Consider the following 15,868-nt stretch of genomic DNA (forward strand, 5'->3'; position numbering starts at 1 on the left):
GGCACTTTACCCGCATGACCGGTCTACCCCAATGGAAACTACCGCGTGGCGTATATCGAGGAACATGGGACTACCTGCAATCGCAGTCGATTGCCCAGGACTACGACACGAAATTGGCTGACAGCAAACTGCTGCTTTTGGACCAGCAGTTCATCCAGCGATTCTTACCTCCTGTAGAACCGGGAAAGCCCCCACCGCTGGTTGCAGATTTAGGCTGTGGCACCGGTCGCATTTCGCGACTGCTGTCGCCGCTGGGATATCGCATGCTGAACGTGGACCTGAGCGCGGCCATGTTGGAACAGTTAAAGCGGCAGTGCCAGCATCCGCATCTAAACGAGTGCCTGCAAGCCAATCTGGTTGAATTGGACCTCATCACACCAGCTTCTGTGTCGATGGCTGTATGTCTGTTTAGCACTATCGGGATGATCCATGGTCGCAAGAATCGACAGCAGTTCTTGACCAGACTTCACAGTTCGCTGACGCCCGGCGCACCGCTGGTGTTACATGTTCACAATCGCTACCACAGCTTGTGGCACCCACGGGGACCGTCATGGCTGCTGAGCACGTGGCTGCGGAGTCACTGGAACAGCGGCTGGGAATTTGGCGATCGTGTGTTTGCCGATCAAGGTTTGCCGGCCATGTTTTTGCACATTTACAGTCGCCGCGAGTTGTTGCAAGACTTGCACGTTGCCGGATTCGATACCATCGAGTTATTTCCGATTAATCCGCCCGGCGATGCCATCGTGCGCCGCAGGCTGCTGACTGGCTTAACTGCCGGCGGCTACTTCGCAGTGGCTCGATCCCGCATGGTATGCGGCTAACGATACGGCCATCTAGCCACCGTCGCCAGGTGGCGGTGAAATCACATCTCGCAGGTCTTCGTGTTTGTACGAGCGCCTGTCAAGGTTTGCGACCGCAGCACACGAAGTAATGTCCCGACGGAAAAATATCGACATCTTCCAGCAGCGACGGAAAGCTCGATTCATACCAGGCGGGCGATTTGGTGACAACCAGTAGCGCTCCACCTGGGCGCAGCCAACGCAGACTGACTTCCACGAAATGCTGGGCGATGCTGTGGTCTCCGTAATAGGGTGGATTGGCCAATGCCACATCGACGGGACCGGACAGTTCCAAGTTTCCATCGGCGTTGTGATGAGCCACGATATTCGTCAATCCGTTCAGCTCCGCTGATTGCTGCAGACACTCGATCGAACGAGCATTGGAATCCACTGCATGAACCTGTCCATCAGTTTGCGCGGCGGCGAACAGAGAAAGCGTACCGGAGCCGCAGCCCATGTCCAATACATGATCGTGAGCGTCAATATCCACGGATCGCAGCAACTGTCGAGCACCGTCATCAACGCGGCGATGGGCGAACACGCCTGGGCGACTGACCGCTTCTAAGAAACGGTCATGGCAACGGAAGCTGAATTTGGCTTGAAAGCATCGAAGCTTCCGAGGAGGCCCGCTGTTTTTTCCCCAGTAGACACATCCCTCATCCGCGCGATGACAACTGACCTTGCGAAACAGCGCCTGCATCTGCTCGTGAACCCAACGATCCGCCGGATGATCGACTGACATGACCAGTGTGCCCTGCTCGGTCAATCGCAACACGGCTTGCTGCATCAAATCGCGTGTCAGCTCAGCTTCGCTACGCTTGAGCACTGGCATAGCAATCACATCGAAGCGGTCGTCGGGCAAATCTGCGGAACAACACACTTCGATTGCAGAATCCAAATCCTGCCGAGCGGCACTGGCCGCAAACAGATCCAGATACCAAGCCGTCACCTTCGAAAACTGGCAACTGCCCCACAAGTGCGTCGCTACCTGTGCGCGACCCGGTGAAATCACGAGCCCGGAGTTTCCCGCGAGTTGCGGAAGATGATCGATCATCAATTGTTCAGTCGCTAGCGCATCCAGGCGAATCATGATGATTTCATCCGCTTTCCGGCCAAGTTGAGCAAGTCGCCAGCGCCGCCAGGGTTTGCGGCAGGGTATTGAAGCTACAAACGCGGCTTGGGCAGCGCGATTGGCGGCGAGAACGTATCGACACCCTTGATTTTCAATTTCCGCGCGTAGACACTTTGACCATCGGCGGCGTAGAGCATGTCGCGCAGTGGACCGCCGATGACGAGGCCGGTGATGGGTAACGTCGACGGCTTGGACAGAATCAGATGCACGCGCCCCAGTTGATCCAACACCTGAATTCCTAGGGAACTAGCCACATACAATCGCCCTTGGTCGTCGGTGGCCAAAGCCGTCACTCCGCTGGAAGACTCCAGGTAGGGCACATGCAGATATCCGTATCGTTGACGATGCTGCAGCGAAAAGTCGTCGGCAATTTGAAAATGCAATGTCCATGGTTCTTTAGGAAGGGCCACGTGCATGAAGGCTTGATCGGCCGTGGGAATCATGGCGGCTGGTCGATCAACTAGGTTGACCGCTTCGCGAACTTGCCCAGCATAGGTGCTCCAAAACAGCTTGTTGTTCGTCTCCTCGCTGAAATAAAACCCCTCGGGCAGCGTGACAAGGCGATGGCAAGGATGGTCTGGAATCACCACAGTCTCAGCACCTGTGACATCCAGCCGCAAAACCTGCTTGTTGTCTTTGGCACAATACAAGTTCTCGTCAGGCCCAAACCGCATCGATGAAATACGCCCAGAAAACTCTTTAAATACGCGCGTCTTTTGATCCTCGCTCAGTCGATAAATGCGTCCTGCGCGAGAGTCGCTGAAGTACACCACTCCCACAGCATTGCAAGTGACGGTATCGATCGACTCATGGCTGGTGCTGACCTGTTGCCAGGTCGAGCCGGGGATCATGATGTCGGTTAACAAAGGCTGTGCCGCATTGGGAGCCACCGCGATTGGTTGGGGAAAATCGCGCCACAGCCAGCGCAGCGCGTCGGGCATGATCTGCTTGGCGTGCTTCGAATCGTGGCCGCCGTCGCCCCAACTATGATGCACATCATAACCTGCCCATTGCAGCGCAGATAACATCGACTGATTGGCCAGCCACCAGTCGCCAGCATAAATGTTCAAGTCGCGACTACCGCCCTGCAAAAAAATTCTTAGCGGTTTCTGCTCCGTCTTGCGCACCAACACCGGAAATTCATGGCCACCGCGAAGACCAACATAGGTACCGATCGTGCTAAGCACTCGGCGAAATGCATCGGGGCGTTCCCAGGCCGCGTTAAAAGCGCAAATGGCTCCGGAACTGGCTCCGGCAATAGCACGATGGTTCGGATCAGAACTTAAGTTATAGCGCGCGGCGACCTCAGGCAATAATTCTTCTAGTAGAAACCGCGCGTACCTGTCACCCAACGAATCGTACTCGAAGCTGCGGTTGAAACGCGGTTGAGTTTCGGGCTTGGAGCTGGCGACGACCCCCGGAGAAACGAAAATACCAACTGTAACTGGCACTTCACCAGCATGAATCAATTCGTCCAGGACCGCTGGCAAATTCCATTGGCTGGCTTGGGCCATTCCATCCTGGACGACCATCGTACATGCCGGCTTGTCGGCAGCGTATGCTGCCGGAACGTAGATCCAATAGTCACGTTGAGTACCCGGGAAGATTTTACTTGCCAAGCTATACGGGCCGTCGATCTTTCCTGCGGGTGGGTCCGATCGCTGGGTGGCATCCGTCTGCTCCTCTGCGGGTTCAGCACCGACCGAAGAGTCGCTTGTCTGCGCCCGGACTGATGGGCCTAATACCACCAGAAACAGTGCCAATCCGACTGTAACGCTGGGGGATCGAAATGCTCGGAGAAACTGCAGCATTGGTAATTTCGGGGGAGCAGGTGTGTAAGTTGATAAGTTGATTTTGCTATCCAGCACCAGGCCCGTCGGCAGCCCAGTCCGGCAAGGCATTCTAAACCAATGCCTCCTTGGGAAAACCCCCAACTTCACGTGGTGCAATGGGCTCGAACACTAGGAATATACATAGCAGTGATAAATGGTCGTCACGCACAATCGGCAAATCCGATCCAACAACCCCCAGCACCCGGACCTTCGAAAGTCTCCGCCAGATCGCCTTGATTGCACAAATTGCAGCTTCCAATTATGGTATAGAGCTGATTAATTGCACATCAAGCGACTGTTTTCCAAGCCAGGATCTACCATGCTTACTCCAATTCGTCGCTTTGTATCATTTGCTGTAATACTGGGAGGTTGTGCACTGTCCGCCCCAGCTCTGGGACAATTGTATCGACCCTACATCGGCTACGACGACTTAGTGGCCGAATATGGCGTGTCACTTGCAACTGGAGCTGGAATTCGGGTGTTTATGCCTGAAGGACCAACGGGTGATGGGAGTTATATGCCCAACACGGGGCTGGCCGAGTTCACAGGCAAGACTTTTACCAACGGAACCATACCGGCCGTGTTAACATTCTCCAATCATGCCATTGCGGTTGGCCGCTACATGTACGGGAATGCGACCAGCGTGGCTTCAGGAATTACCGATATCACGGGGGCGTCGGCGGTCGATTTTATCGATCGCTACACGGGCTTTGTGTCGGGTGGAAATCCAATTGCTCAGGGGTTCCATGTCAGCAACCACAGTTATGTTTACGGTGTCGGCAATGCTGCCGCCAAGACGGACCTCTTGCGACGCTTCGATTACATTGTCAATCGCGACGACACCGTAGCTGTGGTCGGGGCCAACAATGGTGCCTCAAATACCGCGCCCGATCTATGGACGCACAGCTACAACGCCATCAAAGTTGGCCGCAGTGACGGCCTGCACTCTTTTGGCAGTACCAGCGTTTACGGCGCTGGCCGTACGATCCCGGAAATTGTGGTGCCCATTCAGCATGACGGTGCGACATTCAATAGATCCAGTTTCGCAACCGGCGTTGTTTCTGCCTCAGCGGCAGTGCTCAAAGAAAAAGCTGGGTTTGATGGCTTTGGTAATTCACTTCACGGTGGCCGCAATCAGACGGTGCGTGCCCTGCTGTATGCGGGAGCTACCAAAGATGAGTTTCCTGGATGGAGCAAGACCAGCAGCCAGCCGATCGATGGCGTATACGGATTCGGCGAGCTGAATCTTTACAATAGTTACAAGATGCTTGACGCAGGTGAGCAAGAGGGTTTTACGAATCCGCTCACTCCCACAGCCAACATCGACAAACGAGGCTGGGATTTTGGCAACTTTACTGGCAGTGACTTGCACTTTAACTTTGAAGTTGCGGCTAACGAGCAAATCACGGAGCTATCGGCCGTGCTGGCATGGAACGTGAATGTTACCGACACGAACCCCAGCCCCGGCGTATTTACTCCTACGCACACTCTAGCCAATCTGGACCTGGGACTTTACGACTCCAGCGGTTCCTTTTTAGGTTCGCTGCTGCAATCTAGCGTCAGTACGCTGTACAACTTTGAACATATCTATATCAACAGCCCTTTGGGTGCCGGCAATTATACGTTTCGCATCACCGGAGACATGCCGGTTGACTATGGGTTTGCCTGGCGGATGCACGCCGTCATGGTGCCAGAGCCATCCAGTTTGTTTTCAGGACTGATGGTAACTGGAATACTGGTTCTTCGTCGCCGGCCAAAGGCAGTGGTCGTCTAACCAAGGCTAGTCCTTGGTGTCACGGAGATTGAGTTGCGACTGTGTACTTCTGTGCTAACTGCTGGAATTCGGCCAGTTGCTGTTGGGCCCAAGCTGGGTTACTTCCACGCAGCTGCTGCATGAGTTGCACCACCTGCCCAGCCACCTGCTGACTAGCGTTCGCATCCAGCAGCAGACATCGTGTACGACGAGCTAAGACATCTTCAAGCGTTTCTGCCATTTCCTGCTGGACAGCTTGCTGTACATCCCAGGCGGTTATTGGCAATTGCGGATGCAGTTTTCGAGCGGCCGCTTCAGACTTCCCCTGCGACTGACTAACATCATCGCCACCGATCAGCGTCAGCGGTTGCTCGCTTTTGGGGGGCAATCCGCCAACTTGAATGGCCAACTTCAACGCATCACGCCCCATTTTACGAAATGTAGTCCACTTGCCGCCAATGATTGAAATCAATCCGCTGGATGACACGACGATTTCATGCTCGCGAGACAATTGTGCCGTAGAGGCTTGATTGGACTTGCCCAACAGCGGCCTGAGTCCACTGAAGACCGACAATACGTCTCGACGGCTTGGACGGATCGCTAAATAGCGGCTGACATGTTCCAGTAGATAGTCAATCTCATACTCGGTAGCCAGTGGTTCAATGTCAATTGAGTCGGTGGCGATATCCGTCGTGCCCAATAAGGTACGATTTTGCCATGGGATGGCAAACAACACACGACCATCGTCGGTGTGGGGGATCATCAATGCACGTCCACTCGACAAAAACTTTGCAGGCAGTACCAAATGCGTTCCTCGGCTGGGAGAAATGCGAATTGCATGTTCGCTCTGGCCCACCGACCGCTCGCAGCGACTGACCTGCTCGGCAAATACGCCTGTGGCATTGATGACCACTCGAGCAATTACTTCGGTTTGTTGGCTGGTCAATGTATCTTGAAATCGAACGATGCGACGTCGATCTGACTGCCGCGAGTCGATCGACACGACTCGTGCATAATTCAGTACCGCACAGTTGCGATTGGCTACCACAGTCCGAGCGACACACAGCGCCAATCGGGCATCGTCAAATTGGCCATCGCAAAATTCGACTCCGCCTCGCAGGCCGTCAGTTTGGAGATTTGGCAGCAGGGTTGCTACTTGTCGTCGCGACAGGCACTTGGCGGGTTGCATATTGCGTTTGCCGGCCAGCCAATCGTAAACCTTCAGTCCGGCGTAGTAATACCACCGCGAACCCAACCGATAACTGGGGATCACTATGTGTAACGGCCAGACCAACGACCGCGCCGATTGCAGCAGGTACTCGCGTTCGTGTAGCGCAGAACGCACCATTCCCAGTTGTCCTTGACGCAAATAGCGAACGCCACCATGAATCAACTTTGTCGATCGACTGGACGTACCTTGAGCGAAATCGTGAGCTTCCAAGACCAACGTGCGATAGCCTGCAGCCGCAGCATTCCAGGCCACTCCCAGTCCAGTAGCACCTCCGCCGATGACCAACACATCCCAATCTTGTGGACTGTCGCTGATCCGCTGCAACATTTCTTGTCGATTCATTGCTCAGTCCCTGATTAGCCAGCGTAACAATTGCTCTAGCGACCATGTGTTCAACACTTGGCGGCGCAGCAATCCAGCTCGACGCGCTTGCGTGACACCGTAGCGCATCGCCGAGAGTCCGTCTATCGAATGGGCGTCGGTGTTGATGGTGATTGGAATGCCGCGAGCTGCTGCTTGAATCAAGAGTGGCTCGGACAGGTCTAGCCGATAGGGACTCGCGTTTAATTCCAAACTCTTTGTGTGCTCTGCGGCCGCCTGGAACACGGCTTGCATATCAACTGCGTAAGGCGGGCGCGACCCCAGTAATCTGCCCGTCGGATGTGCGATGGCATCCACATGTGGATTCTGCAGCGCGCCCACAATCCGGTCAGTAATCTGCTGGCGCGATTGCTTCTGTCCATAATGTACGCTGGCCACAACCCAATCGGCCTGCGCCAACACCTCGTCGATAATGTCCAGTGGTCCCGCCTCCAAAATGTCGCACTCGACACCCTTCAGAATTCGAAATTGGTCTCGCCAAGTTACATTGAGCGCGTCGATTTCAGCCCACTGTTCCAACAAGCGCTGTTCGTTCAGGCCACGCGCCATGCTGACGCGCTGCGAGTGATCGGTGATCGCGATGTACCGCAACCCACGCGACCGCGCCGCCTCAGCCATGTGCTCGATCGATGCGCTGCCATCGGTAGCCCAGGTATGCATATGCAGATCGGCAATAATATCGACAGGCTCAATCAGTTCTGGAAATCGCCCGGGCTGCTCAGCCCAGCTCAGCTCTTGCCGACCTTCGCGCAGCTCGGGTGGAATCCAGCACAGACCCAGCCGCGCGTACAACTCCTCTTCCGTGCGGCCCGAACTCACATTTTGAGAATTGTCTAACGACGACACACCATATTCATTCACCGACAAGCCCAACTTGCGCGCCCGGGAGCGCACGGCGACATTGTGTTCTTTGGAGCCGGTGAAATATTGCAGTGCTGCGCCAAACGATTCGGCGGGCACGACGCGCAGGTCGACTTGGAATTGCGCGTCGATGCGGATCGACAGCTTGGTAGCACCACGAGCAATCGTGCTGACTCGTCCAGGAAACGATTCCAATCGATCCATGACGGCATCTGGCTGGCAACTGACAACTAAGATATCCAAATCACCTACGGTCTCTCGGCCACGGCGATAGCTGCCGGCAAACTCCAGTTGCTGAATCTCGGCACAAGATTGCAAGTGTTCACGCAGTCGCTGAACAATCCGCTCGACCTGATCGATGCGCAATCGCACAGCCACTTCGGCAGCAATCGCCAGCCCAGCCAGTATTTGCTGCTCGGAGCGAGCCGCAAAGCCCTTGAGAGACTGCACGCGATGTTCCTGACACGCCTGACGCAGGTCGTCCAGTGACTGAAGATTCAGCTCGCGCAGCAGCACCAGCGCCTTCTTGGCACCCAAACCGGGAATGCGCGTCATCTGCACAAGCACTTCAGGCGTATCGGCGCGAAGCTGTTCGAGTTGCGGCAGTTTGCCGGTGGTCACCAGCGTTCGACATTTTTCGGCCAGCGTATCACCGATGCCGGCGATGGACTGGAGATCGGTCGTGGGATCGCTCACAATCTCGCACACAGGCCGCGTCAGTTCACTGATCACTTTGGCACCGTTGCGGTAGGCGCGAACGCGAAACGCATTTTCGCCGCGCAGCTCCAATAGGTCTGCCAGCTCTTCAAAGACATGGGCGATTTCTGCGTTGTTCATAGCCACAGCTTGCTGGACTCGGATTGCAGTTCAGCAATCAGTGTACTGCCAAGTGCCGCCTCACACTACCGCTGAACTCCGTCAGGGTTGGTGCGGGCGAATTCGACGTTGCCAGCCTCTTGGGCTTTGTTGAGCAGCATGCTTCGCACAGCTAATAGCTGCTGACTATTCTGCTCCGTCTGTCGCCGCGCATTTTCCAGCAAGCCATCGAGCGTAGCGTACAGTCGTTCGACCTCACTCTCCAGATAGCTGTGGATGCGGGCTACCTGCTGTTGTCGTTCTTGCTGCAGGCGATGTTGCCATTGGGATTGAATCACTCTCTGGAGCCACTCAGGCAACTGTGTATCCGCAATATTCCAAGTGGGAGCCGCCCAGGTGCCTCCAACCAGCAGCTCGATGGGCGCCAGAGCTATCCCTTGTTGATGCGCTTTTTCCAGTTCGAGAGCCACGGCCTGGGCCAACTGTTGATCGCTGTCGGTCAAGAATGGCAATAGTTCGACATCGACCTGCAATCGCCCCGACAATAACTGGCCATCGCTGGTCAACGTCCACTGAGCTCTATCCAGCTGAATCTCTTGATTGATCCAGTCTGTCCACTGAATTGGCTTGAGGTTGGTCGAGCAGATTTCCATTTGAATGTCAACAGGCTGCTGATGGTCGTCCAACGACTTCCACTGCCTGGGTTCTGCATGAACTCGCACTACATACCGCTGGGCTTCAAAAGCATAACGGAAGCTGGCGCTGGGCGGTGCAGCGCCAACGACTCCGGGCGACAGACTGCACCGCGATTGCAGTAAGAAAGGAGACTTCAGGTCTGCGCTGCGAAACAGACCTTGCGCCATCACGTGATGCAGGTTGATCGTATGCTCTCGAACCGTACGGTAGTCCTGATCGTACTTCGGTCCAGGATCGACGAGCGTCGCACGACAGAGCAGATCGGCCACCTCGCCGAAGGCTTTGAAACGCTTGAGGATTCGGCCACCGGCCAATTGAATCAATCCGTCTGCAATCTGCTGTTGGGCTACCAGATCTGCGGGATTTTCCACTGGCGATGATTCAGGCTGTTGCATTTGCTGCTTGACAACATCTTCAATTTGCTGGAATTTGTCGTCGATTAGCCCCTCGATGGTGGCGTACTGAGCAGTGACCTCTTGTTCTTGACGCATCAGTTCATCCATGCGGCCCAGGCGTTCGGTTAGCTCCTCTGCACGCCGCAACGGGTTATCCAGCAATTCGCTGTCAGAGTTCAACTGGCTGGCTTGTAAGGCGATTTGACGGGCGCTGCCCAGCCACGAATTCATTTGCGATTGGCATTGATTGGTAAACGAATCGACTTTTAGCAGTCCGTCCAGATGTTGTCGTAGATCCTGCCACTGCAAATCGCCAAAGCGCTGGTTTAAGTGCTGTCGCCACACAGAGGCTTCCTCAGCGGCGAGCAGACGGTTGTCGGTGGCAGCCAATTGTTGCGACTCGGGCATGGTGTCCAAATGGAGTCGCGAGTGTTGCAGTAGCGTCTTGGGAATGGACCACTGCTTGTCCAGCAATGGCTCCACGTCCACCACCAACCAGGCACTGTCGGCCGACAATCCAATCGACCGGCTGCCATACGTTGAGCCCCATTCGAACTGTCGCGCCTGGACAATGGTCGTGCCATCGTCCAGTTGATTACCTAGGAAATTCAGCTCCTGGATTCGCAAGTTGGGATGCAGCTTGCTGGCGATGATTGCCTGGTCGATCCAGGTCCGCAGGGGACGGAAAATCAACGCAATCGCCAACACCAGCAGGCAATTAAATCCCCACAGCATCCTCCGCGAACTGATCAACATGCTGACTTAGACCTTTTCCTTTAATGTCTGCAAATGGTTCAGCAGGTGTCGCAACGCTTCTTCATGGCGAATCTCTACATTGCGAGTTGCAACTTCGTGCGCCGCCGAAACGCTGCTCTGTGTGGTCACCGTGCCGATCGCACGCTTGGGAGCCGGAGGCACAATTACGGGAACATGGGCAGTTGGGGAACTAACGGACTGGTTGGTTGTCATGGATGTTGGAATGGATACAGTTTCGAGATGGGGCTGAACATTGGGTGCGGCACTGGCTGCACCACGATGATCTGTGCGATGGAGGAACGATATCTTTGTGTCATAAGCTTCAAACGCCAACGATCCAGGGGCGCGTGGTTGCCAAGTACTGAAACGTTGATTGACCTCGTCCACGCTTGGTGGTGTCGCTGCGTTTGAATTATCCAACTGCGATCGGTCCGCAGGAGCGGAAGATAGCGTCGTTGACTGGGGCGGAACGGCTTGTTCGGGTTCAGACTGCGCGCATGCTGCTTGGTCCGCAGATGGACTGGTACTGGCTGTTTCATCGTCGTAGATCGCTAGGATCTCGTCGATTAATTGGGCGGCCCGAGTAGCACGGGCCAACACGGCGTCGGTACCCAGGCTGCTGGAGTGTTCAGACAAGGCCTGTTCCAACAGCTCTTCCAAGGCTTGAATCGAGTCAATGGTTGGCGCTGCCGCCGGTGCCGGCTGGACCTGAGTATTCAGTCCTGCTGCCAACGGACGCGGCGACACATCTGGCGCAATCTGCGGTGGACGCAGCTGGGCATCTTGGCTCGCCGCAACCCTCACGGGCAGGCTAGAATCAGCCCCTGGAGCGACCAGTTGCAGTTGAACTTGCGGTTGTATTGGTCGTGGCGTTGGTTGCGGCTGCGACCGACGTTGCATTTCAAATTGCTTGGCTAACTCGATGGCTTGTAACTGAATCATCCAGCGCTGTACCATCCAGTAGATCGGCGGCATAGCGACGGCAGAGATCGCCAGCGCTCCACTGGTTACCGTATGATGCAGCCGCAACCATGGAATCAGCGGCAGCCCGTCCAACTGCTGAACCCAACGACTGATGAGGACCGTCTGCATCAGCATGTGCCCGATCTGGCCTTGCCACGGTTGCAGCCAGGCCGCGATCACGCTGGTAATGAACACTCCAACCACGCACACCGTCGCATGAATGGGCAGACAAAACAGTACACACAAACCAAGTGGAAATAATAACCCTGATTTAGGCAGCAGCCCACAGGCGCAACCCAATGCTGCAGCTAAGGCAACTTGCCTAGGCCGATGATGGCTGGATGTCCGTTGAAGCAACGCGACCAGCGCCTCACCTATCAGTCTCTTTTTCCAGTCGCTCACAATTTCCGGTTACTCAACTTCTGCGTGTCGTCGCTCAACATGCCCAGTCACGCTTGCAGTATGGACTGTATCAACTTGATCGAATTTGCAGCTTCAGACATTTAACAAAAACGAGTGTCAGCGACTGCCTGGCAGGTAACGCAACTCGCTGGTCTTCCCAGTGCCCCCAAACTACGACCCAGTACTTAGCTAGCATGGCTGTATGCCTGCAATCAGCTGGTGCTATTGCCCTGGATGTTCGGTGGCTAGGTTGGCTATAAGCCAGAGTCAATCCCTGCGTTCTTTGTCAGGGCTTGCAGTGTCGTTACCCTGAAAGTTGGGGATCTCACCACCAGCCATTTGAAGGTTTGTTAGTGGTTGGCCAATTAGCCCATCACATCGCAGAACGTCTTGGATCGCAAACCGCTGGATGGCGGCTGCGCCGGCGCTGCGCGCTGTTAACATGGTTGTTGTTGGCTGTGTTAAGCGACTGGCGCATGGCGCGGGCGCAGATTGCGCTACCCACGATTGATCCTGCGTTTCAAATCGAAGTCGTGGCCGATGAAGTTGCCAAAGAGCGGCGGGGCGAATACGACGTACTCGCCTTCAGCGGTGGTTGCAAATTGACTCAAGGCGGCCTGACGGCAGGCGCCGATGAAATCGTGCTGTGGATCGAGCGACAACTGGCCGATGAGCCGCAACAGCCGGGAAAAATTATCTGCTATTTGAAAGGCTCCATGCGGCTGGATTGGTCCGAAGGTCAATCATTGCGAGACGAGCAATGGATGGGGCGACTCTACAGTCTGTATCCGGTTCGCTACCAAGCCCAGCGCGACGTGCGACGATTCGACATTCCCAACTTGGATTGGAGTCGCGAGCCATCGAGGTTCGGTGCAGTGCAGCTCGCGCAATTCTCGCACCCGCTCCCGGCTCCGGCCACCACCAGCGGCGGCGGGTTACCTCCACTGCCTACAACTAGCCTGCTGAACCAGCCGACCAAAACACCGGTGGTCGTGGGCAATAGCACTCCCGTCCCGCCATCCAGCAATATCCCCAGCGCGGCGGGCGCGATCCCGTGGAATCCGACAACCGGCGGGGGAACTGTTGGCCGAGTGGAGTTGCCCAGCGTGGGGCTCGTGCTGCCCGAAGACGGCAGCGCACCCTATCCAGCCGTCTCACCACAACCCCCTGAACCGATCGCAATCGGTATGCCAGCTCCGCAACTGCTGATGTCACCGCAGATTCCACCGAACAATCCGTTTGCAGCTAAGAGTGTTCAGTTCTCACAGCGCAACTCAAATTCACGCATCGAATTCAAACCGGACCCGGCTACAGGCCAAACCGTGGCCGAAGTTCGCGGTGGGTTCAAGTTGGTCGTGGCCGGCATTCAGGTTGCCCAGCCCGATGGAAGCCTGATGGATTTTGGCACAATTTCGCTTGAAGCTGACAACGCTGTCGTCTGGCTGCATAGTCAAGGTGAAGGCAGCCCTTTCAGCAACTTGGTCAGTACTCCCGAGCATCCCATCGAGCTGTACCTGGATGGCAACATTGTCTTCAATCAAGGCAATCGGGTGATCTATGCCGATCGCATGTACTACAACGTCTCCAGTGAATACGGCACGGTTCTGGCGGCGGAAATGCTGACGCCGGTACCTCAATATCAGGGTTTGTTGCGACTGAAGGCAGATGTGTTGCAGCAACAAGATCGGCGCAACTTTCGGGCTTATGGAGCAGCCATCACCAGCAGCCGCTTGGGGCTACCTCGTTATTGGTTGCAATCGCGCGAGGTCGAGTTTGTCGACCAGCGTGATGACGGCAATTTGTCGGTCTATTCACCTTCGGATGCCAGGCGCCCAACCAACATGCTGGCTACTTCGCGTAGCAATTTTCTGTACCTGTCTGGTTTGCCCATCTTGTTCTGGCCAAACTTCAGTACGAACCTGTCCGAACCTAGTTTCTATTTGACTGGCGTGAGCGTCGACAACGATAAGATTTTCGGGACGCAGGCTTATCTGGATTGGGATGTCTATCAACTGTTGGGAATTCAAGGGCCGCAGGGCACGAAGCTCAAACTGTCCACGAACTATCTCTCGAAACGCGGATTCTCGTTGGGTGGGCGGTTTGACTACGATGGACCGACTTGGCTGTTCGGCGCTCCCGGAGTTGGTTTCTCGGATGCCTGGTTTATCGACGACCAGGGACAGGACTTTCTGGGCCGCGACCGCACAGATCTTACACCGGAAAAGACCTTTCGAGGCCGGACGTTGTCGCGCAATCGCCTGTACTTTTCCCCGAACGTTGAATTGATCAGCGAGACCGGTTGGATTAGCGATCGCAATTTCTTGGAACAGTATTTCGAAAACGAATGGGATCAGGAAAAGGATCTCGACACGGCCGCGCGGTTGCGACGCTACAACGGCAATCGTCTGTTTGAGGTCTTTGGCCAGGCTCGCTTCAATAAATTCTTCACCGAAACCGAGTGGCTACCGCGAGTGAATCACTACTGGTTGGGCCAGGATCTGCTTGGTCAGCGATTTACGTGGAACGCATTCACCAACGTCGGATACGCTCACCAGCGGGTGGCCACCACACCTGTTGACCCTGTGGACGCCGCCAAATTCGCACCGCTGGGCTGGGAAAGTGACAGCGAAGGCTTGCGCGCAAGAACGCGACAAGAACTGAGTCTGCCAATGGCTTTGGGTGTGTGGAAAATCGTTCCATTTGTGTCTGGTGAAGCTGGATTTTGGAACGAAGATATTGCGCAGCAAGAGGTGACTCGTTTATCGGGCCAAGCCGGCGTTCGCACTGCACTACCACTATGGAGTGCTAACGCGAACGTCGAGAACCGACTATTCGACCTGCGCGGGCTAGCTCACAAGGTGACGCTCAAGTCAGACATTTTCTTCGCGGATACCAATCAAGACCTAGATCGCTTTCCGCTGTTTGATCCGTTGGACGACAATTCCCAAGAACATTTCCGTCGCCGTTTCATCTTCGACACGTTTGGCGGTGCACTTCCCAAACAATTTGACGAACGGAATTATGCGGTTCGCTCCGGCATGCAGCGCTGGGTGACCGCCTACAGCGGCGAAATCTTTGAACGTACTCAACAGGCACGTTTCGGCATTGACCAACGCTGGCAAACGAAACGCGGTCTGCCTGGTCGCGAGCGGATTGTCGATCTGGTGACTCTTGATTTTGACATGATCTACTTTCCTCGACCAGATCGCGATAACTTTGGTGAAGACGTTGGCGGACTGAACTACGATTTTCGCTATCACATCGGCGATCGACTGACGTTGCTGTCCGATGGTTACGCCGATGTATTTGCCGATGGACTCAAGACCATTTCGGTGGGTGCCAATGTTAGTCGTCCTGGTCGTGGCGATGCCTATATTGGCATGTTGTCGATCGAGGGGCCGATCAGCGCCAGCATTCTCAACGGCTACGTAAATTACAGACTGAACGAAAAATGGATAGTTTCGTCGGGCGCGGCTTATGACTTTGGGCAAGCAGGATCGATTGGCCAGTCCCTGGCGCTAACGCGCATCGGAGAAACTGCGCTGATTCGCATGGGTGTCAACGTCGACCGAGGCCGCGATAACGTTTCATTCAACTTCAATATCGAACCACGCTTCCTGCCGACTCGCAAACTCGGACAGTTGGGTGGACAACTGATTGCCCCCGCCGGGTTGTTCGGTGTCGAATAGCGCCACTCTGCAGCAACCCTCACACATACGGTGGCCGGTACCAACCGAGGGTTGGTTCAGCGTTGCGTGGTGGCATGCTAGCATGATGGGCAAAGTTAGCCGACTGATCTTCCCAGCTAAGG

The 15,868-nt window shown here is 55.3% G+C and carries 9 protein-coding genes; 3 read left to right on the plus strand and 6 right to left on the minus strand.

Annotation, left to right across the window (positions count from 1 at the left end; translation table 11 throughout):
* Positions 1-14: 14 nt before the first annotated feature.
* Complete coding sequence (locus KF752_01640) at positions 15-821, plus strand: class I SAM-dependent methyltransferase (protein ID MBX3420236.1); 807 nt, start codon at positions 15-17, stop codon at positions 819-821.
* A gap of 79 nt (positions 822-900) precedes the next feature.
* Here the strand turns inward: KF752_01640 and KF752_01645 are convergent, their stop codons facing one another.
* The gene (locus KF752_01645; GenBank protein ID MBX3420237.1) at positions 901-1,929 is read right to left on the minus strand and encodes a methyltransferase; all 1,029 of its coding nucleotides are present in this window, start codon (positions 1,927-1,929) and stop codon (positions 901-903) included.
* Between the two features lie 74 nt (positions 1,930-2,003).
* On the minus strand, positions 2,004-3,782 hold the full coding sequence (locus KF752_01650) for an esterase family protein (GenBank protein MBX3420238.1): 1,779 nt from the start codon (positions 3,780-3,782) through the stop codon (positions 2,004-2,006).
* Positions 3,783-4,122: 340 nt separating this feature from the next.
* On the opposite strand from KF752_01650, the gene KF752_01655 reads away from it, so the two are divergent.
* On the plus strand, positions 4,123-5,577 hold the full coding sequence (locus KF752_01655) for a hypothetical protein (protein MBX3420239.1): 1,455 nt from the start codon (positions 4,123-4,125) through the stop codon (positions 5,575-5,577).
* A 19-nt stretch (positions 5,578-5,596) separates the two neighbouring features.
* Here KF752_01655 and KF752_01660 read toward each other — a convergent pair whose 3' ends face one another.
* The 4 genes from KF752_01660 to KF752_01675 all read right to left on the minus strand — a co-directional run bounded on the left by KF752_01660 (position 5,597) and on the right by KF752_01675 (position 12,057).
* On the minus strand, positions 5,597-7,129 hold the full coding sequence (locus KF752_01660; protein ID MBX3420240.1) for a glycerol-3-phosphate dehydrogenase/oxidase: 1,533 nt from the start codon (positions 7,127-7,129) through the stop codon (positions 5,597-5,599).
* A gap of 3 nt (positions 7,130-7,132) precedes the next feature.
* Positions 7,133-8,866: a DNA polymerase/3'-5' exonuclease PolX gene (gene polX / locus KF752_01665; GenBank protein ID MBX3420241.1), complete on the minus strand. Its 1,734-nt coding sequence runs from the start codon at positions 8,864-8,866 to the stop codon at positions 7,133-7,135.
* Between the two features lie 65 nt (positions 8,867-8,931).
* Positions 8,932-10,692 carry a hypothetical protein gene (locus tag KF752_01670; protein ID MBX3420242.1) on the minus strand — a complete coding sequence of 587 codons (1,761 nt, stop codon included), beginning with the start codon at positions 10,690-10,692 and terminating at the stop codon, positions 8,932-8,934.
* Positions 10,693-10,698: 6 nt separating this feature from the next.
* Entirely contained in the window at positions 10,699-12,057 is a 1,359-nt protein-coding gene (locus KF752_01675; protein MBX3420243.1) for a hypothetical protein, read from the minus strand.
* 353 nt (positions 12,058-12,410) lie between these two features.
* On the opposite strand from KF752_01675, the gene KF752_01680 reads away from it, so the two are divergent.
* Positions 12,411-15,746: an organic solvent tolerance protein OstA gene (locus tag KF752_01680; GenBank protein ID MBX3420244.1), complete on the plus strand. Its 3,336-nt coding sequence runs from the start codon at positions 12,411-12,413 to the stop codon at positions 15,744-15,746.
* Positions 15,747-15,868: the final 122 nt, after the last annotated feature.

The organism is Pirellulaceae bacterium (assembly GCA_019636385.1).
Taxonomy (GTDB): Bacteria; Planctomycetota; Planctomycetia; order Pirellulales; family Pirellulaceae; genus Aureliella.